The 18,924-nt window shown below is 60.1% G+C and carries 17 protein-coding genes; 9 read left to right on the top strand and 8 right to left on the bottom strand.

All coding sequences use genetic code 11. From position 1 onward, the window contains the following. Positions 1 to 215: 215 nt before the first annotated feature. Positions 216 to 968, top strand: a complete 753-nt coding sequence (gene ubiE / locus LAN70_14910) for a bifunctional demethylmenaquinone methyltransferase/2-methoxy-6-polyprenyl-1,4-benzoquinol methylase UbiE (protein ID MBZ5512442.1) — start codon at positions 216 to 218, stop codon at positions 966 to 968. Positions 969 to 1,092: 124 nt separating this feature from the next. Here ubiE and LAN70_14905 read toward each other — a convergent pair whose 3' ends face one another. Together LAN70_14905 and metG are read right to left on the bottom strand one after the other, a co-directional pair. Further along, positions 1,093 to 1,947 carry a TatD family hydrolase gene (locus tag LAN70_14905; protein ID MBZ5512441.1) on the bottom strand — a complete coding sequence of 285 codons (855 nt, stop codon included), beginning with the start codon at positions 1,945 to 1,947 and terminating at the stop codon, positions 1,093 to 1,095. Positions 1,948 to 2,034: 87 nt separating this feature from the next. Further along, complete coding sequence (metG, locus tag LAN70_14900; protein MBZ5512440.1) at positions 2,035 to 4,185, bottom strand: methionine--tRNA ligase; 2,151 nt, start codon at positions 4,183 to 4,185, stop codon at positions 2,035 to 2,037. Positions 4,186 to 4,311: 126 nt separating this feature from the next. On the opposite strand from metG, the gene argS reads away from it, so the two are divergent. The 4 genes from argS (at position 4,312) to LAN70_14880 (ending at position 9,244) form a co-directional block, all read left to right on the top strand. Beyond that, the gene (gene argS, locus LAN70_14895; GenBank protein ID MBZ5512439.1) at positions 4,312 to 6,333 is read left to right on the top strand and encodes an arginine--tRNA ligase; all 2,022 of its coding nucleotides are present in this window, start codon (positions 4,312 to 4,314) and stop codon (positions 6,331 to 6,333) included. A gap of 169 nt (positions 6,334 to 6,502) precedes the next feature. Beyond that, positions 6,503 to 7,615, top strand: coding sequence for a D-glycerate dehydrogenase (locus LAN70_14890; protein MBZ5512438.1), 1,113 nt, complete (start codon positions 6,503 to 6,505; stop codon positions 7,613 to 7,615). A 304-nt stretch (positions 7,616 to 7,919) separates the two neighbouring features. After that, entirely contained in the window at positions 7,920 to 8,174 is a 255-nt protein-coding gene (locus tag LAN70_14885; GenBank protein ID MBZ5512437.1) for a hypothetical protein, read from the top strand. A gap of 17 nt (positions 8,175 to 8,191) precedes the next feature. After that, positions 8,192 to 9,244 (top strand): radical SAM protein, encoded by a 1,053-nt coding sequence (locus tag LAN70_14880; protein ID MBZ5512436.1) that lies wholly within the window; start codon positions 8,192 to 8,194, stop codon positions 9,242 to 9,244. A 196-nt stretch (positions 9,245 to 9,440) separates the two neighbouring features. Here the strand turns inward: LAN70_14880 and proC are convergent, their stop codons facing one another. From proC to LAN70_14865, 3 genes are all read right to left on the bottom strand, one after another. Beyond that, a complete protein-coding gene (gene proC / locus LAN70_14875; GenBank protein MBZ5512435.1) occupies positions 9,441 to 10,295 on the bottom strand; it encodes a pyrroline-5-carboxylate reductase in 855 nt (284 codons plus the stop codon). Positions 10,296 to 10,409: 114 nt separating this feature from the next. Next, complete coding sequence (gene purQ / locus LAN70_14870) at positions 10,410 to 11,108, bottom strand: phosphoribosylformylglycinamidine synthase subunit PurQ (GenBank protein MBZ5512434.1); 699 nt, start codon at positions 11,106 to 11,108, stop codon at positions 10,410 to 10,412. A gap of 139 nt (positions 11,109 to 11,247) precedes the next feature. Beyond that, a complete protein-coding gene (locus tag LAN70_14865) occupies positions 11,248 to 11,796 on the bottom strand; it encodes a periplasmic heavy metal sensor (protein MBZ5512433.1) in 549 nt (182 codons plus the stop codon). Positions 11,797 to 11,968: 172 nt separating this feature from the next. Between LAN70_14865 and LAN70_14860 the strand changes: the two genes are divergently transcribed. Then, positions 11,969 to 12,232, top strand: coding sequence for a cyclase (locus LAN70_14860; GenBank protein ID MBZ5512432.1), 264 nt, complete (start codon positions 11,969 to 11,971; stop codon positions 12,230 to 12,232). Between the two features lie 115 nt (positions 12,233 to 12,347). On the opposite strand, the gene LAN70_14855 is transcribed toward LAN70_14860, so the two are convergent. Beyond that, complete coding sequence (locus LAN70_14855; GenBank protein MBZ5512431.1) at positions 12,348 to 13,193, bottom strand: hypothetical protein; 846 nt, start codon at positions 13,191 to 13,193, stop codon at positions 12,348 to 12,350. 267 nt (positions 13,194 to 13,460) lie between these two features. Further along, positions 13,461 to 13,937, bottom strand: a complete 477-nt coding sequence (locus LAN70_14850) for a hypothetical protein (protein MBZ5512430.1) — start codon at positions 13,935 to 13,937, stop codon at positions 13,461 to 13,463. Between the two features lie 219 nt (positions 13,938 to 14,156). Between LAN70_14850 and LAN70_14845 the strand changes: the two genes are divergently transcribed. From LAN70_14845 to LAN70_14835, 3 genes are all read left to right on the top strand, one after another. Next, on the top strand, positions 14,157 to 14,609 hold the full coding sequence (locus LAN70_14845) for a type II toxin-antitoxin system RelE/ParE family toxin (protein MBZ5512429.1): 453 nt from the start codon (positions 14,157 to 14,159) through the stop codon (positions 14,607 to 14,609). Continuing rightward, entirely contained in the window at positions 14,542 to 14,862 is a 321-nt protein-coding gene (locus tag LAN70_14840; GenBank protein MBZ5512428.1) for a helix-turn-helix domain-containing protein, read from the top strand. Before LAN70_14845 ends, LAN70_14840 begins: the two co-directional genes overlap by 68 nt. Positions 14,863 to 14,941: 79 nt before the next feature. After that, entirely contained in the window at positions 14,942 to 16,123 is a 1,182-nt protein-coding gene (locus tag LAN70_14835; GenBank protein MBZ5512427.1) for a TIGR02391 family protein, read from the top strand. Positions 16,124 to 16,245: 122 nt separating this feature from the next. Here the strand turns inward: LAN70_14835 and LAN70_14830 are convergent, their stop codons facing one another. Further along, positions 16,246 to 18,810 (bottom strand): sodium-translocating pyrophosphatase, encoded by a 2,565-nt coding sequence (locus LAN70_14830; GenBank protein ID MBZ5512426.1) that lies wholly within the window; start codon positions 18,808 to 18,810, stop codon positions 16,246 to 16,248. Between the last annotated feature and the right edge of the window lie 114 nt (positions 18,811 to 18,924).

The raw sequence follows: 18,924 nt of genomic DNA, 5'->3' as shown, positions 1-18,924 counted from the left end.
GGTCCGAATTAGACCTTTCGAGAAGGGCACGGCGTCTCGGGCAAAATATCTTCTCGTCATTTCGAGTCGAGGAACCTGCTTTTTCGGTTGCCCCACCCTTGTCTCGCCGCGATGGAGCTTGCGCTGACGCAGTCGCCGGGGCGAGACAGGGTGGGGATGTTCCTGACGACTGAAGACTGACGACTGAAGACTGTCCTCTGTGGTTAACTAAACCCATGGCGGATTCCCCCAAGCCCGTCGTCGGCGCCACCCCCGAAGGCGCGCAGGACCGCCGGCAGGCCGCCGCCGCGGTGCGCGACATGTTCACCTCCATCGCGCCCCGCTACGACCTGCTCAACCACCTGCTCTCTTTCAACATTGACCGCCTGTGGTGGCGCCGCGCGGCCCGCAGCTTTCGCCACATCCTGCAACGCCCCGGCGCCCGCGCTCTCGACCTTTGCTGCGGCACCGGCGACATGGCCTTCGCCCTGCACCGCGCCTCCGGCAAGCAAACTGAAATCCTTGGCGCCGACTTCTCTCACGCCATGCTCGTCCGCGCCGTCCAGAAATCCAGCGGCACTTCGCTCCGCTGGCTCGAGGCCGACGCTCTCCGGCTTCCCCTATCCGACGCCAGCTTCGATCTCGTCACCTCCGCCTTCGGCTTCCGCAATCTCGCCGACTACGACGCCGGACTGCGCGAAATCTTCCGCGTCCTGCGCCCGGGCGGCGAAATCGGCATCCTCGATTTCGGCGAGCCCACGGGCCTCATCGGCCGCTTCTATCGCCTGTACTTCAAGCGCGTCCTGCCCGCCGTCGGCACCGTCATCTCCGGCGTCAAAGGCCCCTACGCCTATCTGCCTGCCTCCGTCGAGCGCTTTCCTTTGCCCGCAGAAATGCTGGACCGCATGCGCCTCGCCGGATTCGCCGACGTTTCCTGGACGCCGTACACGTTTGGGATCGCGGGCTTGTATCGCGGAAAGAAAAGCTAGCCACAGAGGACACAGAGGAAATGGATGAAGGAAGTCATTCTGAGCGCGCGCTCAGGATCTATGCTTTTCTGAAACTGAAACTGAAACTGAAACTGACCTTCCTCTTTCTCTGTGCCCTCTGTGGCTAATCAATCCCGAAGAAGCGGTAGAAATTTTCCGTTGTCGCCGAGCCAATCTCTTCCGCCGATATCCCGCGCAGCTCCCCAATATGCCGCGCCGTCTCTGCCACAAACGCCGGCTCGTTGCGTTTCCCGCGATGCGGTACCGGCGCCAGGTACGGCGAGTCCGTCTCAATCAACATCCGTTGCAGCGGGATTTGCGCCGCTGCCTCGCGAATGGAAACCGCTTTCGGATAGCTCACGTTTCCGGCGAAGGAAATCATGAATCCCAAATCCATTCCCGCCCGCGCGTGCTCCACTGTGCCGGTAAAGCAGTGCAGAATCCCGCCCAAGCCGCTCGACTGCCAATGCTCGCGCAGCAGGCGGAACAGGTCTTCCCAGGCATTTTCGCTGTTGTCCGACGGCCGGTTGTGGATCACGATCGGCAGCTTGGCGGCGCGCGCCAGCTCCATCTGCCGGATGAATACTTTCTGCTGCACCTCGCGCGGCGAGTGGTCGTAGAAATAATCCAGCCCAATCTCGCCCCACGCGATCACCCGCGGGTCTCGCGCCAGCTTTTCCATTTCGCCGTAATGCCGTTCCTGGGCCAGCGCCGCCTCATGCGGATGCACGCCGATGGTCGCGAAAATTCTTATGAAGTTGTCATTTCGACCGGAGGGGGGAATCTGCTGTTGCCATCGACCATCGACCATCGACCATTGGCCGGCCAACCTGATCCCACACGCCACGTCATCCGGCCCGCTGCCGTTCCCGATCGCCACCAGCGCCTCGACGCCCGCTTCCCGCGCCCGCGCCAGCACCTGTTCGCGGTCCGGCGCAAATTTCTGCCCGTCAAGATGACAGTGAGAGTCAACGTACATAAAAGCGAACCACGGATCGCCACGGATTCACACGGATAAAACAGAAGAAAAAATGATCCGTGTGAATCCGTGAAAATCCGTGGTCAATTATTTCAATTTTGCCCCGACCGGAACGTCTTCCAGGAATCCCGCCAGCACCGGCTTGCCGCCCTCGACCGACGCCGCCACGATCATGCCGTTCGACTCCAGTCCTTTCAGCTTGCGTGGCGCCAGGTTGGCCACGATCACCACTTTGCGTCCGATCAACTGCTCCGGCGTGTACGCCTCGGCGATGCCGGCGACAAGCTGCCGCACTTCTGTTCCGATATCCACTTCCAGCCGCAGCAACCGGTCCGCACCTTTGACTTTTTCCGCCGACTTCACCTGCCCGACGCGCATCTCGACCTTCAGGAAATCGTCAATCGAGATTTTTCCCTCTGGCGCCGCGGCCGGCTTTGTGCTTGCCGCCACTGTGCCGGCACTCGGCGACGCCGCCGGGCCGTTCGGCGCCGCTGGCGTCCCCTGCTGTCCCGCTGTCGCTGCGCTTCGCGCGGGCGGCGCGGTCTCACCGTTCTGGCCCATCGCCATCTCCACCGGCTGGCGCGCTCCGGCGGTTGCGGGCGGCTTCTTTGTCTCGGCCGATGCGACGGGCGCGCGGCCCTGCTGCTCCATCTCGTGCATCTTCTCGATCGCGCTCTTGTCGACGCGCGGGAACACCGGCTCCACCTTGCCCAGCTTCGTTCCCAACTCCAATTGTCCCCACTTGAGCTTGTCCAGGCGGAACTTGGAAATTTCTCCGAGACCAAGCTGCTTCCATATCCGCGAACTCGACTCCGGCACCACCGGGTGCACCAGCGCGGTCACCACCCGCAGCGCCTCCGCCGCGGTGTACAGGATCGTGCCCAGCCGCGACCGGCTCGGCTCATCCTCTTTTTCCGCCACCGCCCAGGGCTCGTTTTCCACGATGTACTTGTTCACCGCGCCAATCACGCCCCACACGCATTCCAGCGCGCGCGAGAACTGGTAATCGTCGAACAGTCGCCGGCACTCTTCGATGGCGCGCGTCGCGTGCTCCTGGATGGCGTTGTCCGCCGCGGTCCGCGACCCGGTCGCCGACGGGTACGGCACCTCGCCGCGAAAATAGCGCTGGATCATGCTCAACGTGCGGCTCGCCAGGTTGCCGTAGTCGTTCGCCAGATCGGAATTGAAGCGCCCCACCAGCGCGTCGAAGGAGAACGACCCGTCCTGCCCGAACACGATCTCGCGCAGCAGGAAGTAGCGCAGCGAGTCCAGGCCGAGCACGTCAATGATGGTCTCCGCGCGCACGATGTTGCCGCGCGACTTCGACATCTTGTCCTGCTCGAACAGGATCCACCCGTGCGCCATGATCGTCTTGGGCAGCGGCAGGTTCGCCGCCATCAGGAACGCCGGCCAGTAGACGCAGTGGAAGCGCACGATCTCCTTGCCGATCATGTGCACTTCCGCCGGCCAGTATTTCTCGAACTGCTGCTGGTCTTTTTTCTTCTCCGATCCGTACCCGATCGCCGTGATGTAGTTGCTCAGCGCGTCCAGCCACACGTAGATCACGTGGCCGGGATCGTCCGGCACCGGAATGCCCCATTGAAACGTGCTGCGGCTGATGGAGAGATCGCGCAGTCCGCCCTTCACGAACGACATCACTTCATTGCGCCGCGTCTCCGGGCGGATGAACTCCGGATTCTCCTGGTAATGGCGCAGCAGCTTGTCCTCGAACGCCGACAGCTTGAAGAAGTAGTTCTCCTCGCTGATCGTTTCCGTCGGGCGCCCGCAGGTCGGACAAGGCGCGCCCGGACCGGCGGAATCCACGTACAGGTTGTCGTGGACGCAGTATTGGCCGGTGTACGTTCCCTTGTAGATGTGGCCGTTGTCGCGCAGCACGCGGAACAGCGCCTGCACGCCGTGCTTGTGTTCCGCCGAGGTGGTGCGGATGAATTTATCGTAAGTCGCGCCCACCCGGTCGGCCATCGCCTTGAACGCCGCCGCGATCTCGTCCACGTATTCGCTGGGATCGCGTCCCGCCGCCTGCGCCGCGCGCTCCACGTTGACCCCGTGCTCGTCGGTTCCGGTCAGCAGGAACGTGTCTTTGCCCAACATGCGCTGCCGCCGCGCAATGGTGTCGCAGACGATGGTGGTGTACGCATGCCCCAGATGCGGCCGCGCGTTCACGTAGTAAATCGGCGTCGTGATGTAGAACTTTTCCGACAATTCTTCACTCTTCATTCTGACTTCTGACTTCTTAATTCTTACTTCTCAATTCTCGAATCCTTCATCATAGGGAAGCGCTCCACCCGCGTCAAACCTCCGGCATTGCTATAATCGCTTCTGTCTATCACCGCTAGAGGCCGCTTGTACCGCCATTTCCAGCAGCAACTCGCCGATCGCGTTCGCGCCTACCTGCGCGAAGCCTACGACATTGATCTGGACAACGTAGTCATCGAGCAGCCGCCGCAGGTCGAGCTCGGCGAGTTCGCGTTGCCGCTTTGCTTCGAGCTTGCCAAGCGCCTGCGCAAGCCGCCGCGCAAGATTGCCGAGGACATCGTCAACGGCATCGGTGCGATCGAAGGCTTCGAGAAGCTGGAAGTCGCGGGCGCGGGATACATCAACGCGCGCCTCCATCGCGCCGCCGCCGCCGCCGCGCTCGCCGCGGGTGAAGAGCCGCCGCAACTTCCCGGCGTCGAAGGCAAGATTCTGGTCGAGCACACCAGCATCAATCCCAACAAGGCCGCGCACATCGGCCACTTGCGCAACGCCATTCTCGGCGACACCTTCGTTCGCCTGCTGCGCGCCGCCCGCCGCACCGTGGACGTGCAGAACTACATCGACAACACCGGCGTCCAGGTCGCCGACGTGGTCGTCGGCTTCCGCGAGCTCGAACCTAAGAGCCAGCAGGACATCGAACAGCTTGCGCGCCGCGAGCCGCGTTTCGATTACCTCTGCTGGAACCTCTACGCGCGCGTCTCGCAGTGGTACCAGGAAGACAACGCGAACCTCCAGAAGCGTGCCGAGGCGCTGCACGCGATCGAGCAGGGCGGCAATGAATCCGCCGATATCGCCGAGATCATCTCCGCCGCCGTTCTGCGCCGCCATCTCGAAACCATGGAGCGGCTCTCCATCGAGTACGACTTCCTGCCGCGCGAGAGCGAAATTCTCCGCCTGCATTTCTGGGACCTTGCCTTCCAGCAGATGAAGGACAAAGGCGTGCTCTACCTCGAACCCGAAGGCAAGAACAAGGGATGCTGGGTCATGGGGCGTCCGCACGCGGCAGGGAAGTCCGAGGAGGAGCACACCGAAGAAGACCAGAAGGTCATCGTGCGCTCCAACGGCACCGTCGGTTACGTCGGCAAGGACATCGCGTATCACTTGTGGAAATTCGGGCTGCTCGGTCGCGACTTCGAATATCGCCGCTTCTACCAGTATCCCAATCGGCATGAAGTCTGGATTTCGGCGGTCGAAGGCGAAAAAGATCATCCACATTTCGGCGGGGTGAGCGCCATCTACAACGTGATTGACGCGCGCCAGGCGGAAGCGCAGAACACGGTGATCGAAGCGCTGCGCGGGCTCGGCTACACCCATGCTGCCGAGCATTACACGCATCTGTCCTACGAAATGGTCGCGCTCACTCCGCGCTGCGCCTCTGAACTCGGCTATCAGCTGAGCGAGGACGATTGGGGCAAGGCTTACATCGAGGTCTCGGGCCGCAAGGGTTTCGGCGTCAAGGCCGACGACCTCATCGACACGCTGATCGCTGCCGCCCGCAAGGAAGTGGATTCGCGCCACGCCGAGCTGCGCGAGGAAGAGCGCCGCGAGATCGCCACCCAAATCGCCATCGGCGCGCTGCGCTACTTCATGCTCAAGTTCACCAAGCCGAGCGTCATCGCCTTCGACTTCAAGGAAGCGCTCAGCTTCGAGGGAGAAACCGGCCCTTACTCCCAGTACGCCGTCGTCCGCGCCACCAACATCTTCCGCAAAGCCGGGGTCGATCCCGAATCGGTGCTCTCCTCAATCAACAATCGGCAATCGACAATCGGCAATTCGCCATCGACCATCGACCATGGACCATCGACGTCCATCGATTTCGCCACTTATCTCAGCGCGCCTTCTGCCAACGAACTCTGGGAGCTCTGGCTCGCCGCCTCGAAAACTTCTTACGTCATCGAGCAGTGCATCGCCACCGCCGAGCCCGCCTACGCCGCCAAGCACGCTTTCCAGTTGGCGCAGCTCTTCAATAACTTCTACCACCGCCACCACATCCTCAACGAACCCGACGAGGGCAGGAAACAATTCCTGCTGGCGACGGCTGCGGTGGTGCGCCGCGAACTCCTCCGCATTCTCGATGTCATGGGCATCACCGTTCCGCCCGTCATGTGAATCTGAAACCTCTGAAATTCTTGTGGCGCGGGCGCCCTCGCCCGCGACTTTGACTGACCACTGCCTACCGGCCGCTGACCGCTGACCACTGACCACTTCCTTCCCAACTGGATTTTCCCCGACCCCCTCCCGTAAGCTAGGCTGTTTGCTTTCCTGTGGGGAGGACGACATGGCCGACCAGAAGCGCGTGTACGCCACCTGCGATATCGGTGAAGCTCTCGATCTGCTGCGCCAGCGCGGCTACGACGTCGAGGTCTATCCCGGCCCGGAGCCGCCGCCGAAAAAACTCGTCATCGAAAAGCTGCGCAGCGGCGTGGACGGCCTCATCACCACCCTGCGCGATCCCATTGACGCGGAAATTTTCGAGGCGGGCAAGGGCCACCTGAAGGTGGTCTCGCAGCTCGCCGTCGGATTCGACAACATCAATCGCGCCGACGCCAACCGCTACCGCGTCCCGTTCACCAATACGGCCGACGTTCTCACCGAAGCCACTGCCGAATTTGCCTTTTTCATGATGGGCGCCCTCGCCCGCAAGCTGTGGAGCGCCGAACATAACGTGCGCAAGAACGAGTGGGGCACCTGGCACCCGTATCTCCCGTTCCTGGGCGACGAAGTCACCGGCAAAACCATCGCCGTCATCGGCACTGGCCGCATCGGGCAGGCGATCATCAGAAAATGCGACGGCTTCGACATGAACATCCTCTGCTACGACCCGGTGTACCAGAACCACCAGTTCGTGCAGGCCATCCAGCTGCTCAAGAACCTGCGCCATTCTCTCGGCATCACCAAAGACCGCACCTGGATCAAGTACGCGGACTTCGAGCAGGCATTGCACGAATCCGACTTCGTCACCATTCACGTGCCGCTGGTCCGTCCCGGCGAGGGCGGCACGCCGACCTATCACCTGATCAACGAGAAGACGCTGCGCATGATGAAGCCCTCCGCATACCTGATCAACAACTCGCGTGGGCCGGTGGTGGACGAGGTCGCGGTCGCCAAGGCGCTGAAGGAAAACTGGATTGCCGGCGCCGCGCTCGATGTCTTCGCCAAAGAACCGCTGCCCGCCGACTCGCCGTTGCGCGACCCCGCCATCGAAGACCGCTGCCGCCTCTACCCGCACTTCGCCAGCGCCGGCAAGATCACGCGGCTCTCCACCGATCCCGACAAAGGCATGGCGGGCCGCTGCGTGCAAGGCCTCATTGATGTGCTGGAGAACCACTACAACGCTGATCCCAGCAAGATGCCGTTCGTGGTGAACAAAGAAGCGTTCAAGAAGCAGTAGTTGGGGATTCGTAGTTAGTTGTTAGAGTGGTTAGTAGCTAGTAGGTAGTAGTTAGTCGTTAGAAGTTTCGATTCCCACAATGGCACGGCTGCGAAAAAATCTTCAGGCGAAGTGCTAGCAATGGGACTACCATAAGTCACTACCCAGTAGGCCCAGGCTCCCGATAACCGAGACGAGTACAGGGTACACGGATCAGTGCACCCATCGTACTTTCTGTTGGAGCGAACACTTCGCACATGCGGGGTTCAAGTAGGTCTAAGCGGAACAAGGTTTCAGTTCGACCTTACAGAAGGAGGATTCCACAATGGACAAAACAACGCCCACCGCAGAATTCAGGATTCCGGTTGATTTGCTGAAGGCATTCACTAATGAGGTTAGGTTCGTACCGCAGATTCCCCACAACAATGGTTACATTATCTTTGACATTGACATGTTGACATCAGTTCTACGTCGCGGTGACCCGAAGGCGGGCGCAGCGCTTGCCGACCACCTCGACGCGCTGAAACGGGCACAGGGGCAGCTGGTGGTAATGCAGAAAGTGCCTGAACAATTGAAGTAAGAGCCTCTCACAGTCAGATGGATACTGTACAAAGAACGGGTGGGGATCCGCCATTTGTGCGCAACGTAGGCCTATTCCTGACCTATCATTGCCAGGCATCCTGCGCCCATTGCATCGTTAAGGCCGGACCGGATCGACACGAGGAAGTGACTCTGGATGATGCCCGCAATTGGATTCGCCAGATCGCTTCCTATCGCAATCATTATGTGTATGTTCTTTCGTTAACGGGCGGCGAGCCATTCTCCAATCTAAAGCTGCTTAGAGAAGTGATGGAGTTCGCCGCTGAATGTAACTTGTACATATCAGTTGTGACCAATGGGTTTTGGGCGACTAAACGGGAAACGGCCAAGCGGTTGCTGGAGAGCCTGCCGAAGATCTGTTTTTTGTCGATTAGCACTGATGTATACCATCAGCATTACGTGCCGTTTGAGCATGTAAAAAATGCTATCTGGGCGGCCCAACAGTGTGGGATACCCTACTACATCTCAGTCGTCACCGACAATAAGAGGGATCCTGAGTATCAACGGGTCAATTCCGAGCTTCTCCAGCTTACCGATCAAGAGAATATTCGTACGGGGATTACCTTCCCATTGGGCCGAGCTTCCCAGATGATCTCGCAATTGAGATTTGGGCTTAGCGATGAGCCGCCAAAAGAGGCCTGCCAGGCTGCTAGCTCGCCCTGTATTTTTCCTGACGCGCGCGTTTACGGTTGCATAGGGCCGCTGATTGAGTTACAGCATAAGCACCCGCTTCTTCTGGGCAACCTGCGGGAATCCTCCGTGGCTGACATTTTCGATCGAGCCGAGACGAGCGTCGCATTACATGCCCTCAGGCTGTGGGGTCCGAACCGACTTATTTCTCTGTTGCGAGAAGCCGGTCTGGGCCAGCATCTGCCGAAAAGTTATATAGAAGACAGCGTCTGTAACGCTTGCTACAACTTGCTGTCCGACGCCGTAGTTCGCGGGTGGCTGTGTCAGTTGGAGCAAGATGCTGAATTTCGACGGAAAGTAGCGTACGGTCGACTTTATTACCTGAACGAAACCGGAATGCTGGAGCTCGGGGGTTTCTGAGAATTAGTTCCGGTGGCCTGTATGTTTTGCCGGAGGAAGACGCGTCCGCCCGGCTTCATGTAACGAATGGCGTCGTTCTGGCAGTAAGTTCTCTTCCTGGCTTGCATGGGGATAGACACAAAGGCATAACTCTTCGCCGGTGAGAGTTGCGCTTGGGCATAGACGCTAACTCCAAACTACTAACTCGTCCTAACTCCTACCGCGACATCAGCAGTTCTTTCGCCCTCTGCGTCGCCTTCACCACCGCCTTGATCAGCGTCACCCGCAGCTTGCCCTCTTCCAGTTCGAGGATGCCGTCAATCGTGCACCCCGCGGGCGTGGTGACCGCGTCCTTCAGCAGCGCGGGATGACTCCCGGTTTGCAGCACCATTTGTGCGGCGCCGAGCACGGTCTGCGCCGCCAGTTCGGTAGCCAGCTCGCGCGACAGCCCGACTTTGACGCCGGCCTCGGCGAGGGATTCGAGAATGATGAAAATGTACGCCGGACCGCTGGCCGAAAGTCCGGTGATCGCGTCCATCTGCTTCTCCTCGGCAATCGCGCACCGTCCCACGGAGCCAAACAGTTGGCGGGCGATTTCCATGTGCTCGTCCGTGGCAAAGCTTCCCTTGCAGATGGCGGTCATTCCGCAGCCCACCACCGCGGGCGTGTTTGGCATGGAACGCACCACCGGCACTTTCCCCTTCAGCCTTTGCTCGATATAGCTGGTGGGGACGGAAGCGACAATGGAGACGACCAGCTTGCCGTGTCCGACCTCGGGCCGGATTTCCGCCAGCACCTGGTCTACGACCTGCGGCTTGACGCACAAAAAAATGATGTCGGCGGCGCGAGCGGCCTTGCGATTGTCCGTGCCGATGGGAACGTTGAAGCGCTGCGCAAGCGTCTCGGCGCGGGCGGCATGCTGCACCGTGGCGCTAAGCGCAAGGCGCGGCGATCCCTGGTAGCGCGCAAAAGCTTCCAGCAGGATGCCGCCCATCTTTCCTGCGCCCAGGAGCGCGACCTTTTTCACGCCGGACCGAGCTTCTTGTTTTGCCGTCTTGGTGGCCTGCTGCATATACGTTGTCCTCGGAGTTGAAGATTTTGATCGATTCGGAAGGAGGTTTCATTCTCGATTTCAGTTCGTCCTTCTGAACTGAGACTGAAACCGAAACTGAAACTCTAAGCTGTTTTACGGTCGCGGCGCCATGGCGCCGGCCAGGGACTCGAAAATCCTGAAGCCGTCGGTGCCGCCCATCAGGGCTTCGCTGGCGCGCTCGGGGTGGGGCATCATGCCCAGCACGTTGCGTCCGGGGTTGCAGATTCCGGCGATGTTGTCGAGCGACCCGTTGGGATTGGCCGCTTCGCTGATCTCCCCCGCCGGGGAACAATATCGGAACACGATACGTTGTTCGTTCCGCAGCTCCTCCAGCGTTGCCGCGTCGCAGAAATAGTTGCCGTCCATGTGCCCGATGGGGATCTGCAGCACCTCGCCGCGGCGGCAGCCGCTGGTGAACGGCGTTTCCGCGTTCTCCACCCGCACCTGCACCGGCTTGCAGATATATTTCAATCCGGCATTGCGCAGCAGCGCGCCCGGCAGCAGGTGCGATTCGCACAGGATCTGGAATCCGTTGCAGATGCCCAGCACCAGCCCGCCCGCGGCGGCGAAGCGGCCCACCGCTTCCATCACCGGCGAAAAGCGCGCGATGGCGCCGGTGCGCAGGTAATCGCCGTAGGAAAAACCGCCGGGAACCACGATCAGATCGCAGTTTTCCAGGTCCTGCGACTCGTGCCACAGGTAGGTGACCGGCTCTTTTGCCACCTGCTGGAATACCCAGTAAGGGTCCTGGTCGCAGTTGGAGCCGGGAAACTGGATGACGCCGACTTTCATTCAATTCAGTCTAGCATGCAAAAAAACAAAACCATTGCCGATTGTCGATTGCAGATTGCCGATTTCTCACGAACCGAACTGCTCCTGTCATGCCGAAATCGCCGCGCCTGCAGCCTGGCGCCTGCAGCCTGGAGCCTGTTTACTGCGGCGGCGTTTGCAGCGATGGAGGCGGCGCCGCATGCATGTGGTCGTGCATGCCGTCATGCATCGCGTCGGGATGCGGGCGCGCGCGCATGCGGCCGGCGGACTTCATCGCTTCCAGCTTGTGCCACTGCTCCGCCGTCAGAATGGTGCGCACGGTGACCGCCATCTGCCCAAAATCCTTCACCAACTTGCTGGCCGCGTTGGACGCCGCATCCAGCTCCTGGTTAAAGGCGGCGCGGTCGAACGGATCGCCATCGAGCAGCGACTGCAGCCGCACGTATGACTTCAGCCCCGTGGCCCCGGCATCGATCAGCGTCAATTTCACGTTCGTGCTCACCTGCTCGAGCTGCTTCTTCTGTGCTTCGGTAAGGCGCAGGTCGTTGGCGATATCGGGATTATTCCACCAGTCGGTTGTCAACGCGGCCGGCGGGTTCCAGTTGCCCATAAACGGCGATCCGCCGGGCGCAGGCCGCGGCGTTTGCGCCTGCAACGCCCCAGCGGCGAACAATAGGACAAGCGTGACTACCAGGAATTTGAGTTTCATGCCGTATCTCCTGACTTGATGTTTATTACGATACGCCATCCGTCCGAGTTCAATAAATCCGTGCCTCGGCGATATTTTTCCCTCGGCAGTACAATGCCGGTTTGTCGTCCGGAGGGCCGCGATGAGCAGTTGGAGCGCGTTCGCCCTCGAACGCGATGGGGAGGATAATTGCATGCCTTATTTGCTGGTGCGGCTCAAAGTGGCGGACTTTGCCAATTGGAAGCGGGTGTTCGATTCCCACGCCGAGGCGCAACGCCAGTCAGGATTGCGCCTCGATAAGGTGTTGCGCAACCTCGACGACCCCAACGAGGTCGTTACCTGGTTTGAGGTCACGGACCTGGCAAAGGCGCGAGGGTTCGTCACCTCTCCCGCAGTGCCGCGTGCGCAAGAAGATTCGGGAGTCGTGGACCAGCCCGACATCTACTTCCTCGCCTGATTGTCCTCGCCTGAATCGCGCTGCCTGTCTGCGCGGACTCGCCAAGCTGTGTCGACAACGAAAACGGCGCAGATCCCTCTGCGCCGTCCAACCGAAACTGAAACTGAAACTGAAACTAGTTCTTAGGCAATTCCAGCTTCTGCCGTGCGGGAGCGCTCTGTTCGCCATTGGCCTGGGCATTCGCGGTCGACATCGCCGCCAGGTCCGAGTCCTTATACTTCGGCGTGCTCACGTACCCGTGAATATGGTTGTTGCTGATCCGCTGCACCACCAGTTCGACCGGTTTTCCATTTTCGCCGGCATAGAAAATCACCGGCTGCAGCAGATTGACGTGCTTCTGGTTCACCGCCACGTCGTCCACCATCAGGTCCATGTCGGCGAACTGGTGCTTGGTGTTGGCTTTTTTCAGCTTGATCCCCACCGGGCCGGTGGCGCGGAACTGCTTGGATTTATCCACGTCAAATTCGAAATAGCTGCGCTCGCCCTTGCGCTGCAACGCAACCAACTCGCCATGCGTGCGCGCGATCGATCCCGACAGCTCCGTCTTGGCGCCTGCCAGGTCGCTACGCGTGTCTTCGATCGCCTTGCCGTTGGCGTCAATCGCCTGGCGCTGCGCGTCCAGCTTCGCCTGGATTTCCTTCCAGCGCTTGTCGTCCATGCCCTTGGGCCGGCGCGCCGTCGCGGTGTGCGTCACGCGCGCGCGCTGCGCCGCGGCCGCCGCTGCCTGCTGGCGCTGTGCCTCCGCCTCGCTCATCGCGTTCACCTTCGACGCCAGCGTGTCCAGTTGACCGCGCGTGTCTTGCAGCGCCGTGGTCATCTGCGTGTTTTCCGCCGACAGCTTTTGTGCCGCGGTGTGCTCGTGGATCGCATACCCGCCCGCCAGCGCGACCGCCACCGTCAGCGCTGCCACCGCGCCCCAAATTGGCTTGAATTGAAACGACTTGCCGGATTCCTGGTCCATGGAATATCCCCCCAGTCCTTATCAGGACACCTTGATTACAGCAACTTGCGTACCACGGACTGCTCCTACTAAGTAGTTTATAATCAATAGGGTGCTGAAATTGCAGCGGAAGGGCGTCATGGCGAAATTTCGGCCTGGCGGCAAGAATTACTGGCGATGTCGTGATGGTTGAGGGCGGAAGCAGCCCGGGCTTCGCTGCGGGAAGCGCTCCAGCGACTGGGGGTCCAGCGCCAGGTTTTCGGCGGGGAACTTATTCACATGGCCGTGTCAGCGGACCTGATCTTTAACTTTAAGCCGTCCTTGGTGAATCTCCCACTTTTCCGCCCCGCCGTCGCCCTCCGCGTCGTCATCCTCCAGGTGCGGCAGCAGGTCCCGCAGCGCGCCGTCAATGCGCTTCACCGCTGCTTCGATCTGCGCCAGGCTTTCCTGCGGATAATTCAGGCCGACCATGCATTGCAACGCGTTGCGGATCTCGTGATTGCAGTCCGCCACGATCTGCGCCCGCGCCAGGCGCGCCTTGCGCCGCTGCTGCGCCCGGAACCGGATGATGTACACCAGCACCGAGGTCACAACAAAGCTGATCGTCGGTCCCACCAGTCCGATCCCGTGCAGACGCGGAACACCGAAGTGAACATTGAGCACCCATTGCCCGACGATGGCGCTGGCCGCCACCAGCGCGGCGCAACCGCAAGCGATCAGGAACGGCCGAACTGACGAAACCGTGTTGAAGTTACGAAGCTCCATGGCCGTGCCTTCCTCACCTCAGCACGCACTGCAGATTTCCTGACCGGGGTACCGGGATTGTACGACGGAACGCAGCCACGAGCACTCAAAGTTTCGCCGAAATGGGCGCGATGGTAAATGAAAAAGCCACCCGTTTTCCGGATGGCTTTTCTGACCGCTTCCGATAGGGGCGGTCACAACCCTGTTGACAATATATTCCGTCTAAGTTATATTCCATCTATGGCATGGGAGGTCGAATTCACGGCTGAATTCGAGGCGTGGTGGAACACGCTGACCTCCGACGAGCAGGTCGAGATTGACGCCAAAGTCAGATTGTTGGAAGAACGTGGGCCCGTCCTTCCTCGCCCCCATTCTGACGTGATCGGCCAATCCAGATATGCCAATATGAAAGAACTGCGCGGCAGGGTAACGAAGCCGGGAGGAGAGCCGAGTGAGCTTCGGGTCCTCTACGCGTTTGACCCGAGCAGGACCGCGATCCTGCTCATCGGCGGCGACAAGACGGGCAACCCAGACTGGTACAACCAGTTTGTTCCAATCGCGGACGATCTGTTCGACGAACACTTGAAGGAGATAAAGCGGGACCGCCGCAAACAGGAGAGGGATGATGGCAAAAAGGTTCAAGGCGCTAAGAGAAAAGATGAGTCCCGAGGCCCAAGAAAGCGCCCGGGCTAAAGCTCGTCAATACGCAGAGGCCATGGCGCTGGACGAACTTCGCGTAGCCCGCGAGATGACGCAACAACACCTCGCCAGGATTTTGAGAGTGAATCAGGCGGCTGTCTCGAAGCTGGAACACCGCGCTGATATGTATGTCAGCACGCTTCAGGACTTCGTCAGAGCAATGGGAGGGACCCTGCGCATCGAGGCCATTTTTCCCGAGGGAAGAGTTGAGATCACGCAGTTCCGAATGCTGAAACGATCGGTGTAATGCCACGGCGGCACGGAATCCCACCCAACGAAAACCGCGTTGGGCGGGGCACCCGGCAAGTGGATACGTGGAGCGGAACATGAATCTCCAGACGCACATATCGAGTAACTTGTGGGACGCTATTCGAGGTCCGTACGAGTCAGGAAATTACTCGCACGCGATCCTTGAGGCGGTGCACCATCTCACGACGATCCTTCGCGACAGATCTGGCGCTGATGGCGATGGAGCTGCCTTGGTGGGACAAGCACTTGGCGGGGATACTCCGAAGCTTCGCGTAAACGCATTCCAATCAGAAAGCGAGAAAAACGTCCAAAGGGGAATTGAGCAATTGCTGCGCGGCGTGTATCTCGCGATACGAAACCCCAGGAGCCACGAACAATTCAAGGATTCGCAAGAGGACGCGGACGCCATTGTCCATTTCTTGGATTACATCCTGCGCATCCTCAACGCTTCTAAGGAAGCTTTTACAGTCGAGAGTTTCATCGCGAGCATCTCCGATCCTGAGTTCGTGGAGTCTAAGCGATACGCCGAGCTACTCGTCGCGGAGGTCCCCACGAACCGGCGCGGCGATGCGCTTGCAGCCCTATTTGGAGTTCGCCGCTCACTCGAAGTTCGAAAGCTGCGTTATCTCGTGCCAACACTGCTGTCAGATCTCAGCGATGTTCAACTCGCGCGGTACCTTAGCACGGTGTCTGAGGAATTCCGAACCACAGCTGAAGACGTCGCCATCCGGACTGCGTTACAGATGCTAACGCCGGAACTGTGGCCACGAATTGCTGAGGCTTCGCGTCTCCGAATTGAGAACAAGCTCATTCGAGTCGTTGAGGAGGGCGAAATACAGCTAACCGGAAAGACGATTGGCCCGCTCGGCACGTGGGCTAGCAGGTTCATGAAAAACTTCACTCTCCGTGCAGATGGCGCAAGAGTGTTAATTCAAAAATTGGAAGGTGTAGACGACGATGATCGCCGCTACGTCGCAAAATACTTCATGCTTCACCTGCCGGAGATACTGACTGACGAGCGCGAGGTTAAGAGAGCGATAAGGGCAATCTCCGCAGCAGTTCAGAATGGCGATGTGAGTATTCGCGAGGCGATTATCGCAAACGTTCGGCAGTTCCCAACTAACTGGCAATCGCAGCTCGCTGAGGCGCTCAAACAATCAACGGACCCGGCGAACCCGGCTGTGGTTCTCGATGATGGCACGCCACTTCTCGAAGCCCCGACTTCAACCGAAATAACAGACGAGGATATTCCGTTCTAAGGTCTCGTCTACCAGATGGATTGGTTCTTGTGAGTCGGGAGTCTCACAATTCACAACAGGTGAATCTAAAACAAAAGCCACCCGTCTCCGGGTGGCTTTTTCTCGCAACTCGCGACTCGCGACTATCTGTGCGCCATGGTTTCTTCCTTCTCCACCACCGGCGCCTGCGCGCTCTCCAGCGTGCCGATTCGCATGCTGTAGAACGAGCGGTACACGAAGGTGAACGACACGGCGAAGAAGCAGATCGCAATCAGGTGGGCCACGCCCGAGCCCAATTCGCTGGTCAGCTTCACCGCCAACTGCACCGCCAGCAGGCCGAACAGCGTGGTGAACTTGATGACCGGGTTCATGGCCACCGAGGAGGTGTCTTTGAACGGGTCACCCACGGTGTCGCCGACCACGGTGGCGGCGTGCAGTTCGGTGCCTTTCTGCTGCAGCTCGACCTCGACGATCTTCTTGGCGTTGTCCCAGGCGCCGCCCGCGTTGGCCATGAACATCGCCTGGTAGAGGCCGAAGATGGCGATCGCGATCAGGTAGCCGATGAAGTAGAACGGCTCGATGAAGGCGAAGGTCAGCGTCCCGAAGAACACGGCGAGAAAGATGTTCCACATGCCCTTCTGCGCATATTGAGTGCAGATTTCCACCACCTTCTTGCTGTCCTCGACCGACGCCTTCTCCACTCCCTCCAGCCGGATGTTGGCCTTGATGAATTCGACCGCGCGATACGCGCCCGTGCTCACCGCTTGCGTGGAGGCGCCGGTGAACCAGTAGATCATCGCGCCGCCCGTCACCATGCCGAGGAAGAACGGCGCGTGCAGCAGCGAGAGCTTGTCAACGTTGATGGTCAGGCCGTGGGTCAGCGCCATGATGATGGAGAAAATCATCGTGGTCGCGCCCACCACCGCCGTGCCGATCAGCACCGGCTTGGCCGTAGCCTTGAAGGTGTTGCCGGCGCCGTCGTTGGCTTCCAGCAGGTACTTGGCGCGCTCGAAGTTGACGGTGGTGATGTTGTAATCGCGCTTCAGTTCGCTCTCGATGCCGGGCAATGTCTCGATCAGGGAGAGCTCGTAGATGGACTGCGCGTTGTCGGTGACCGGGCCATAGGAGTCCACGGCGATGGTCACCGGGCCCATGCCGAGGAAGCCGAACGCCACCAGTCCGAAGGCAAACACGGCGGGCGCCAGCATCAGCGGTATGTTGGTACCGGGCAGCATCGCCCCCAGTCCCTGCAAGCTGACGTAGTAGGCGAGGGACATGAGAATGATCATCGCGCCGCCCAGGTAGTAGCAGGAGAAGTTGCCGGCCACGAAGCCGGAGAGGATGTCGAGCGAGGCGCCGCCTTCGCGCGCCGACGTCACCACTTCTTTCACGTGGCGCGATTCGGTCGAGGTGAAAACCTTGACCAGTTCGGGGATCACCGCGCCCGCTAGCGTGCCGCAGGAGATGATGCTCGCCAGCTTCCACCACAACGAAGTGTCGCCGCCGAGGTTGGGAATCATCAGGTACGAAATCAGGTAGGTGAGGGCGATGGAGATGATGGAGGTCAGCCACACCAGCGTGGTCAGCGGCGTCTCGTAGTTCATCTCGTCCTTGCCGGCGTACTTTGCCTTGGCCCAGGCGCCGTTGATGAAGTACGAGCCCGCGCTCGACACCAGCATCATCACGCGCATGACGAAGATCCAGACCAGCAGTTGCACCTGGATGGTCGGGCTTTTCACGGCGAGGAGGATGAAGGTGATGAGCGCGACGCCGGTGACGCCGTAGGTCTCGAAACCGTCGGCGGAGGGGCCGACCGAATCGCCGGCATTGTCGCCGGTGCAGTCGGCGATGACGCCGGGGTTGCGCGCGTCGTCTTCCTTGATCTTGAACACGATCTTCATCAGGTCGCTGCCGATGTCGGCGATCTTGGTGAAGATGCCGCCGGCAATACGCAGCGCCGCCGCCCCCAACGACTCGCCGATGGCGAAGCCGATGAAGCACGGGCCGGCATAATTGCCGGGAACGAACAGGAGAATGATCAGCATGATCAGCAGCTCAACGCTGATCAGCGCCATGCCGATGCTCATGCCCGACTTGGTCGGGATGGCGTAGCAGGGATAGGGTTTTCCCTTCAATCCGGCGAATGCGACGCGCGAATTGGCAAAGCAGTTCACCCGGATGCCGAACCAGGCCACGCCGTAGCTGCCCAGGATACCCACCACGCTGAAGCCGAGAATGATCAGCACCACGCCGACGGAATATTCCGCCTTCAGCAGCACGCCGAAGTAGAGCACGATCACCACCGCGATGAACGCCCACAAAATCGCCAGGAACTTGCCCTGCGTCACCAGGTAGGTCTTGCAGGTCTCGTAGATCAGTTCCGACATTTCGCGCATGGCGCGGTGCACGGGCAGGCTCTTGAGCTGCATATACTGCACCAGCGCGAACAGCAGCCCGAAAATGCAGAACAGGATGCCGATCAGCAGCAGGCTGTGGCCGTTCATGCCCAGGAACGAGACGGTGGACAGATCGGGGAGCTTGAGGCTGGCTTCGCCGCTCATCTCGTGCGACGCGGGCGCCGCCTGCTGGGCAAAGCTCGCGGTGGAGAGCAGGGTTAGAAGTGCAACTGAGATCGCCAGAATCAGGGCCGGGCGACGCAAACGTCCGAAGCCGGACAGGGCTCGGCCAAACGGGAGCCGGGTACGCATAAAAGTCCTCCAAACGGTATTCACATGAATAGGACGACGAATCGGGCCGCATCCTCGCTTTCTCTCCGTCCAGGCCTGCGGCGAAGGGAGAGCGGTTGCTCGTACCTGATACCA

The organism is Terriglobia bacterium (assembly GCA_020072845.1).
Taxonomy (GTDB): domain Bacteria; phylum Acidobacteriota; class Terriglobia; order Terriglobales; family Acidobacteriaceae; genus JAIQGF01.
The sequence above is the reverse complement of the archived record's forward strand: the minus strand, read 5'-3'. Positions and strand labels throughout refer to the sequence as shown.

Bases quoted from the DNA above. Each gene is read 5' to 3' on its own strand.
- purQ (MBZ5512434.1), bottom strand. From the start codon at position 11,108: ATGAAAGTCGGCGTCATCCAGTTTCCCGGCTCCAACTGCGACCAGGAC.
- LAN70_14905 (MBZ5512441.1), bottom strand. From the start codon at position 1,947: ATGTACGTTGACTCTCACTGTCATCTTGACGGGCAGAAATTTGCGCCG.
- LAN70_14885 (MBZ5512437.1), top strand. From the start codon at position 7,920: ATGGACAAAACAACGCCCACCGCAGAATTCAGGATTCCGGTTGATTTG.
- LAN70_14890 (MBZ5512438.1), top strand. From the start codon at position 6,503: ATGGCCGACCAGAAGCGCGTGTACGCCACCTGCGATATCGGTGAAGCT.
- LAN70_14865 (MBZ5512433.1), bottom strand. From the start codon at position 11,796: ATGAAACTCAAATTCCTGGTAGTCACGCTTGTCCTATTGTTCGCCGCT.
- LAN70_14845 (MBZ5512429.1), top strand. From the start codon at position 14,157: ATGGCATGGGAGGTCGAATTCACGGCTGAATTCGAGGCGTGGTGGAAC.
- ubiE (MBZ5512442.1), top strand. From the start codon at position 216: ATGGCGGATTCCCCCAAGCCCGTCGTCGGCGCCACCCCCGAAGGCGCG.
- metG (MBZ5512440.1), bottom strand. From the start codon at position 4,185: ATGAAGAGTGAAGAATTGTCGGAAAAGTTCTACATCACGACGCCGATT.
- LAN70_14830 (MBZ5512426.1), bottom strand. From the start codon at position 18,810: ATGCGTACCCGGCTCCCGTTTGGCCGAGCCCTGTCCGGCTTCGGACGT.
- LAN70_14850 (MBZ5512430.1), bottom strand. From the start codon at position 13,937: ATGGAGCTTCGTAACTTCAACACGGTTTCGTCAGTTCGGCCGTTCCTG.
- proC (MBZ5512435.1), bottom strand. From the start codon at position 10,295: ATGCAGCAGGCCACCAAGACGGCAAAACAAGAAGCTCGGTCCGGCGTG.
- LAN70_14855 (MBZ5512431.1), bottom strand. From the start codon at position 13,193: ATGGACCAGGAATCCGGCAAGTCGTTTCAATTCAAGCCAATTTGGGGC.
- LAN70_14860 (MBZ5512432.1), top strand. From the start codon at position 11,969: ATGCCTTATTTGCTGGTGCGGCTCAAAGTGGCGGACTTTGCCAATTGG.
- LAN70_14835 (MBZ5512427.1), top strand. From the start codon at position 14,942: ATGAATCTCCAGACGCACATATCGAGTAACTTGTGGGACGCTATTCGA.
- LAN70_14880 (MBZ5512436.1), top strand. From the start codon at position 8,192: ATGGATACTGTACAAAGAACGGGTGGGGATCCGCCATTTGTGCGCAAC.
- LAN70_14840 (MBZ5512428.1), top strand. From the start codon at position 14,542: ATGGCAAAAAGGTTCAAGGCGCTAAGAGAAAAGATGAGTCCCGAGGCC.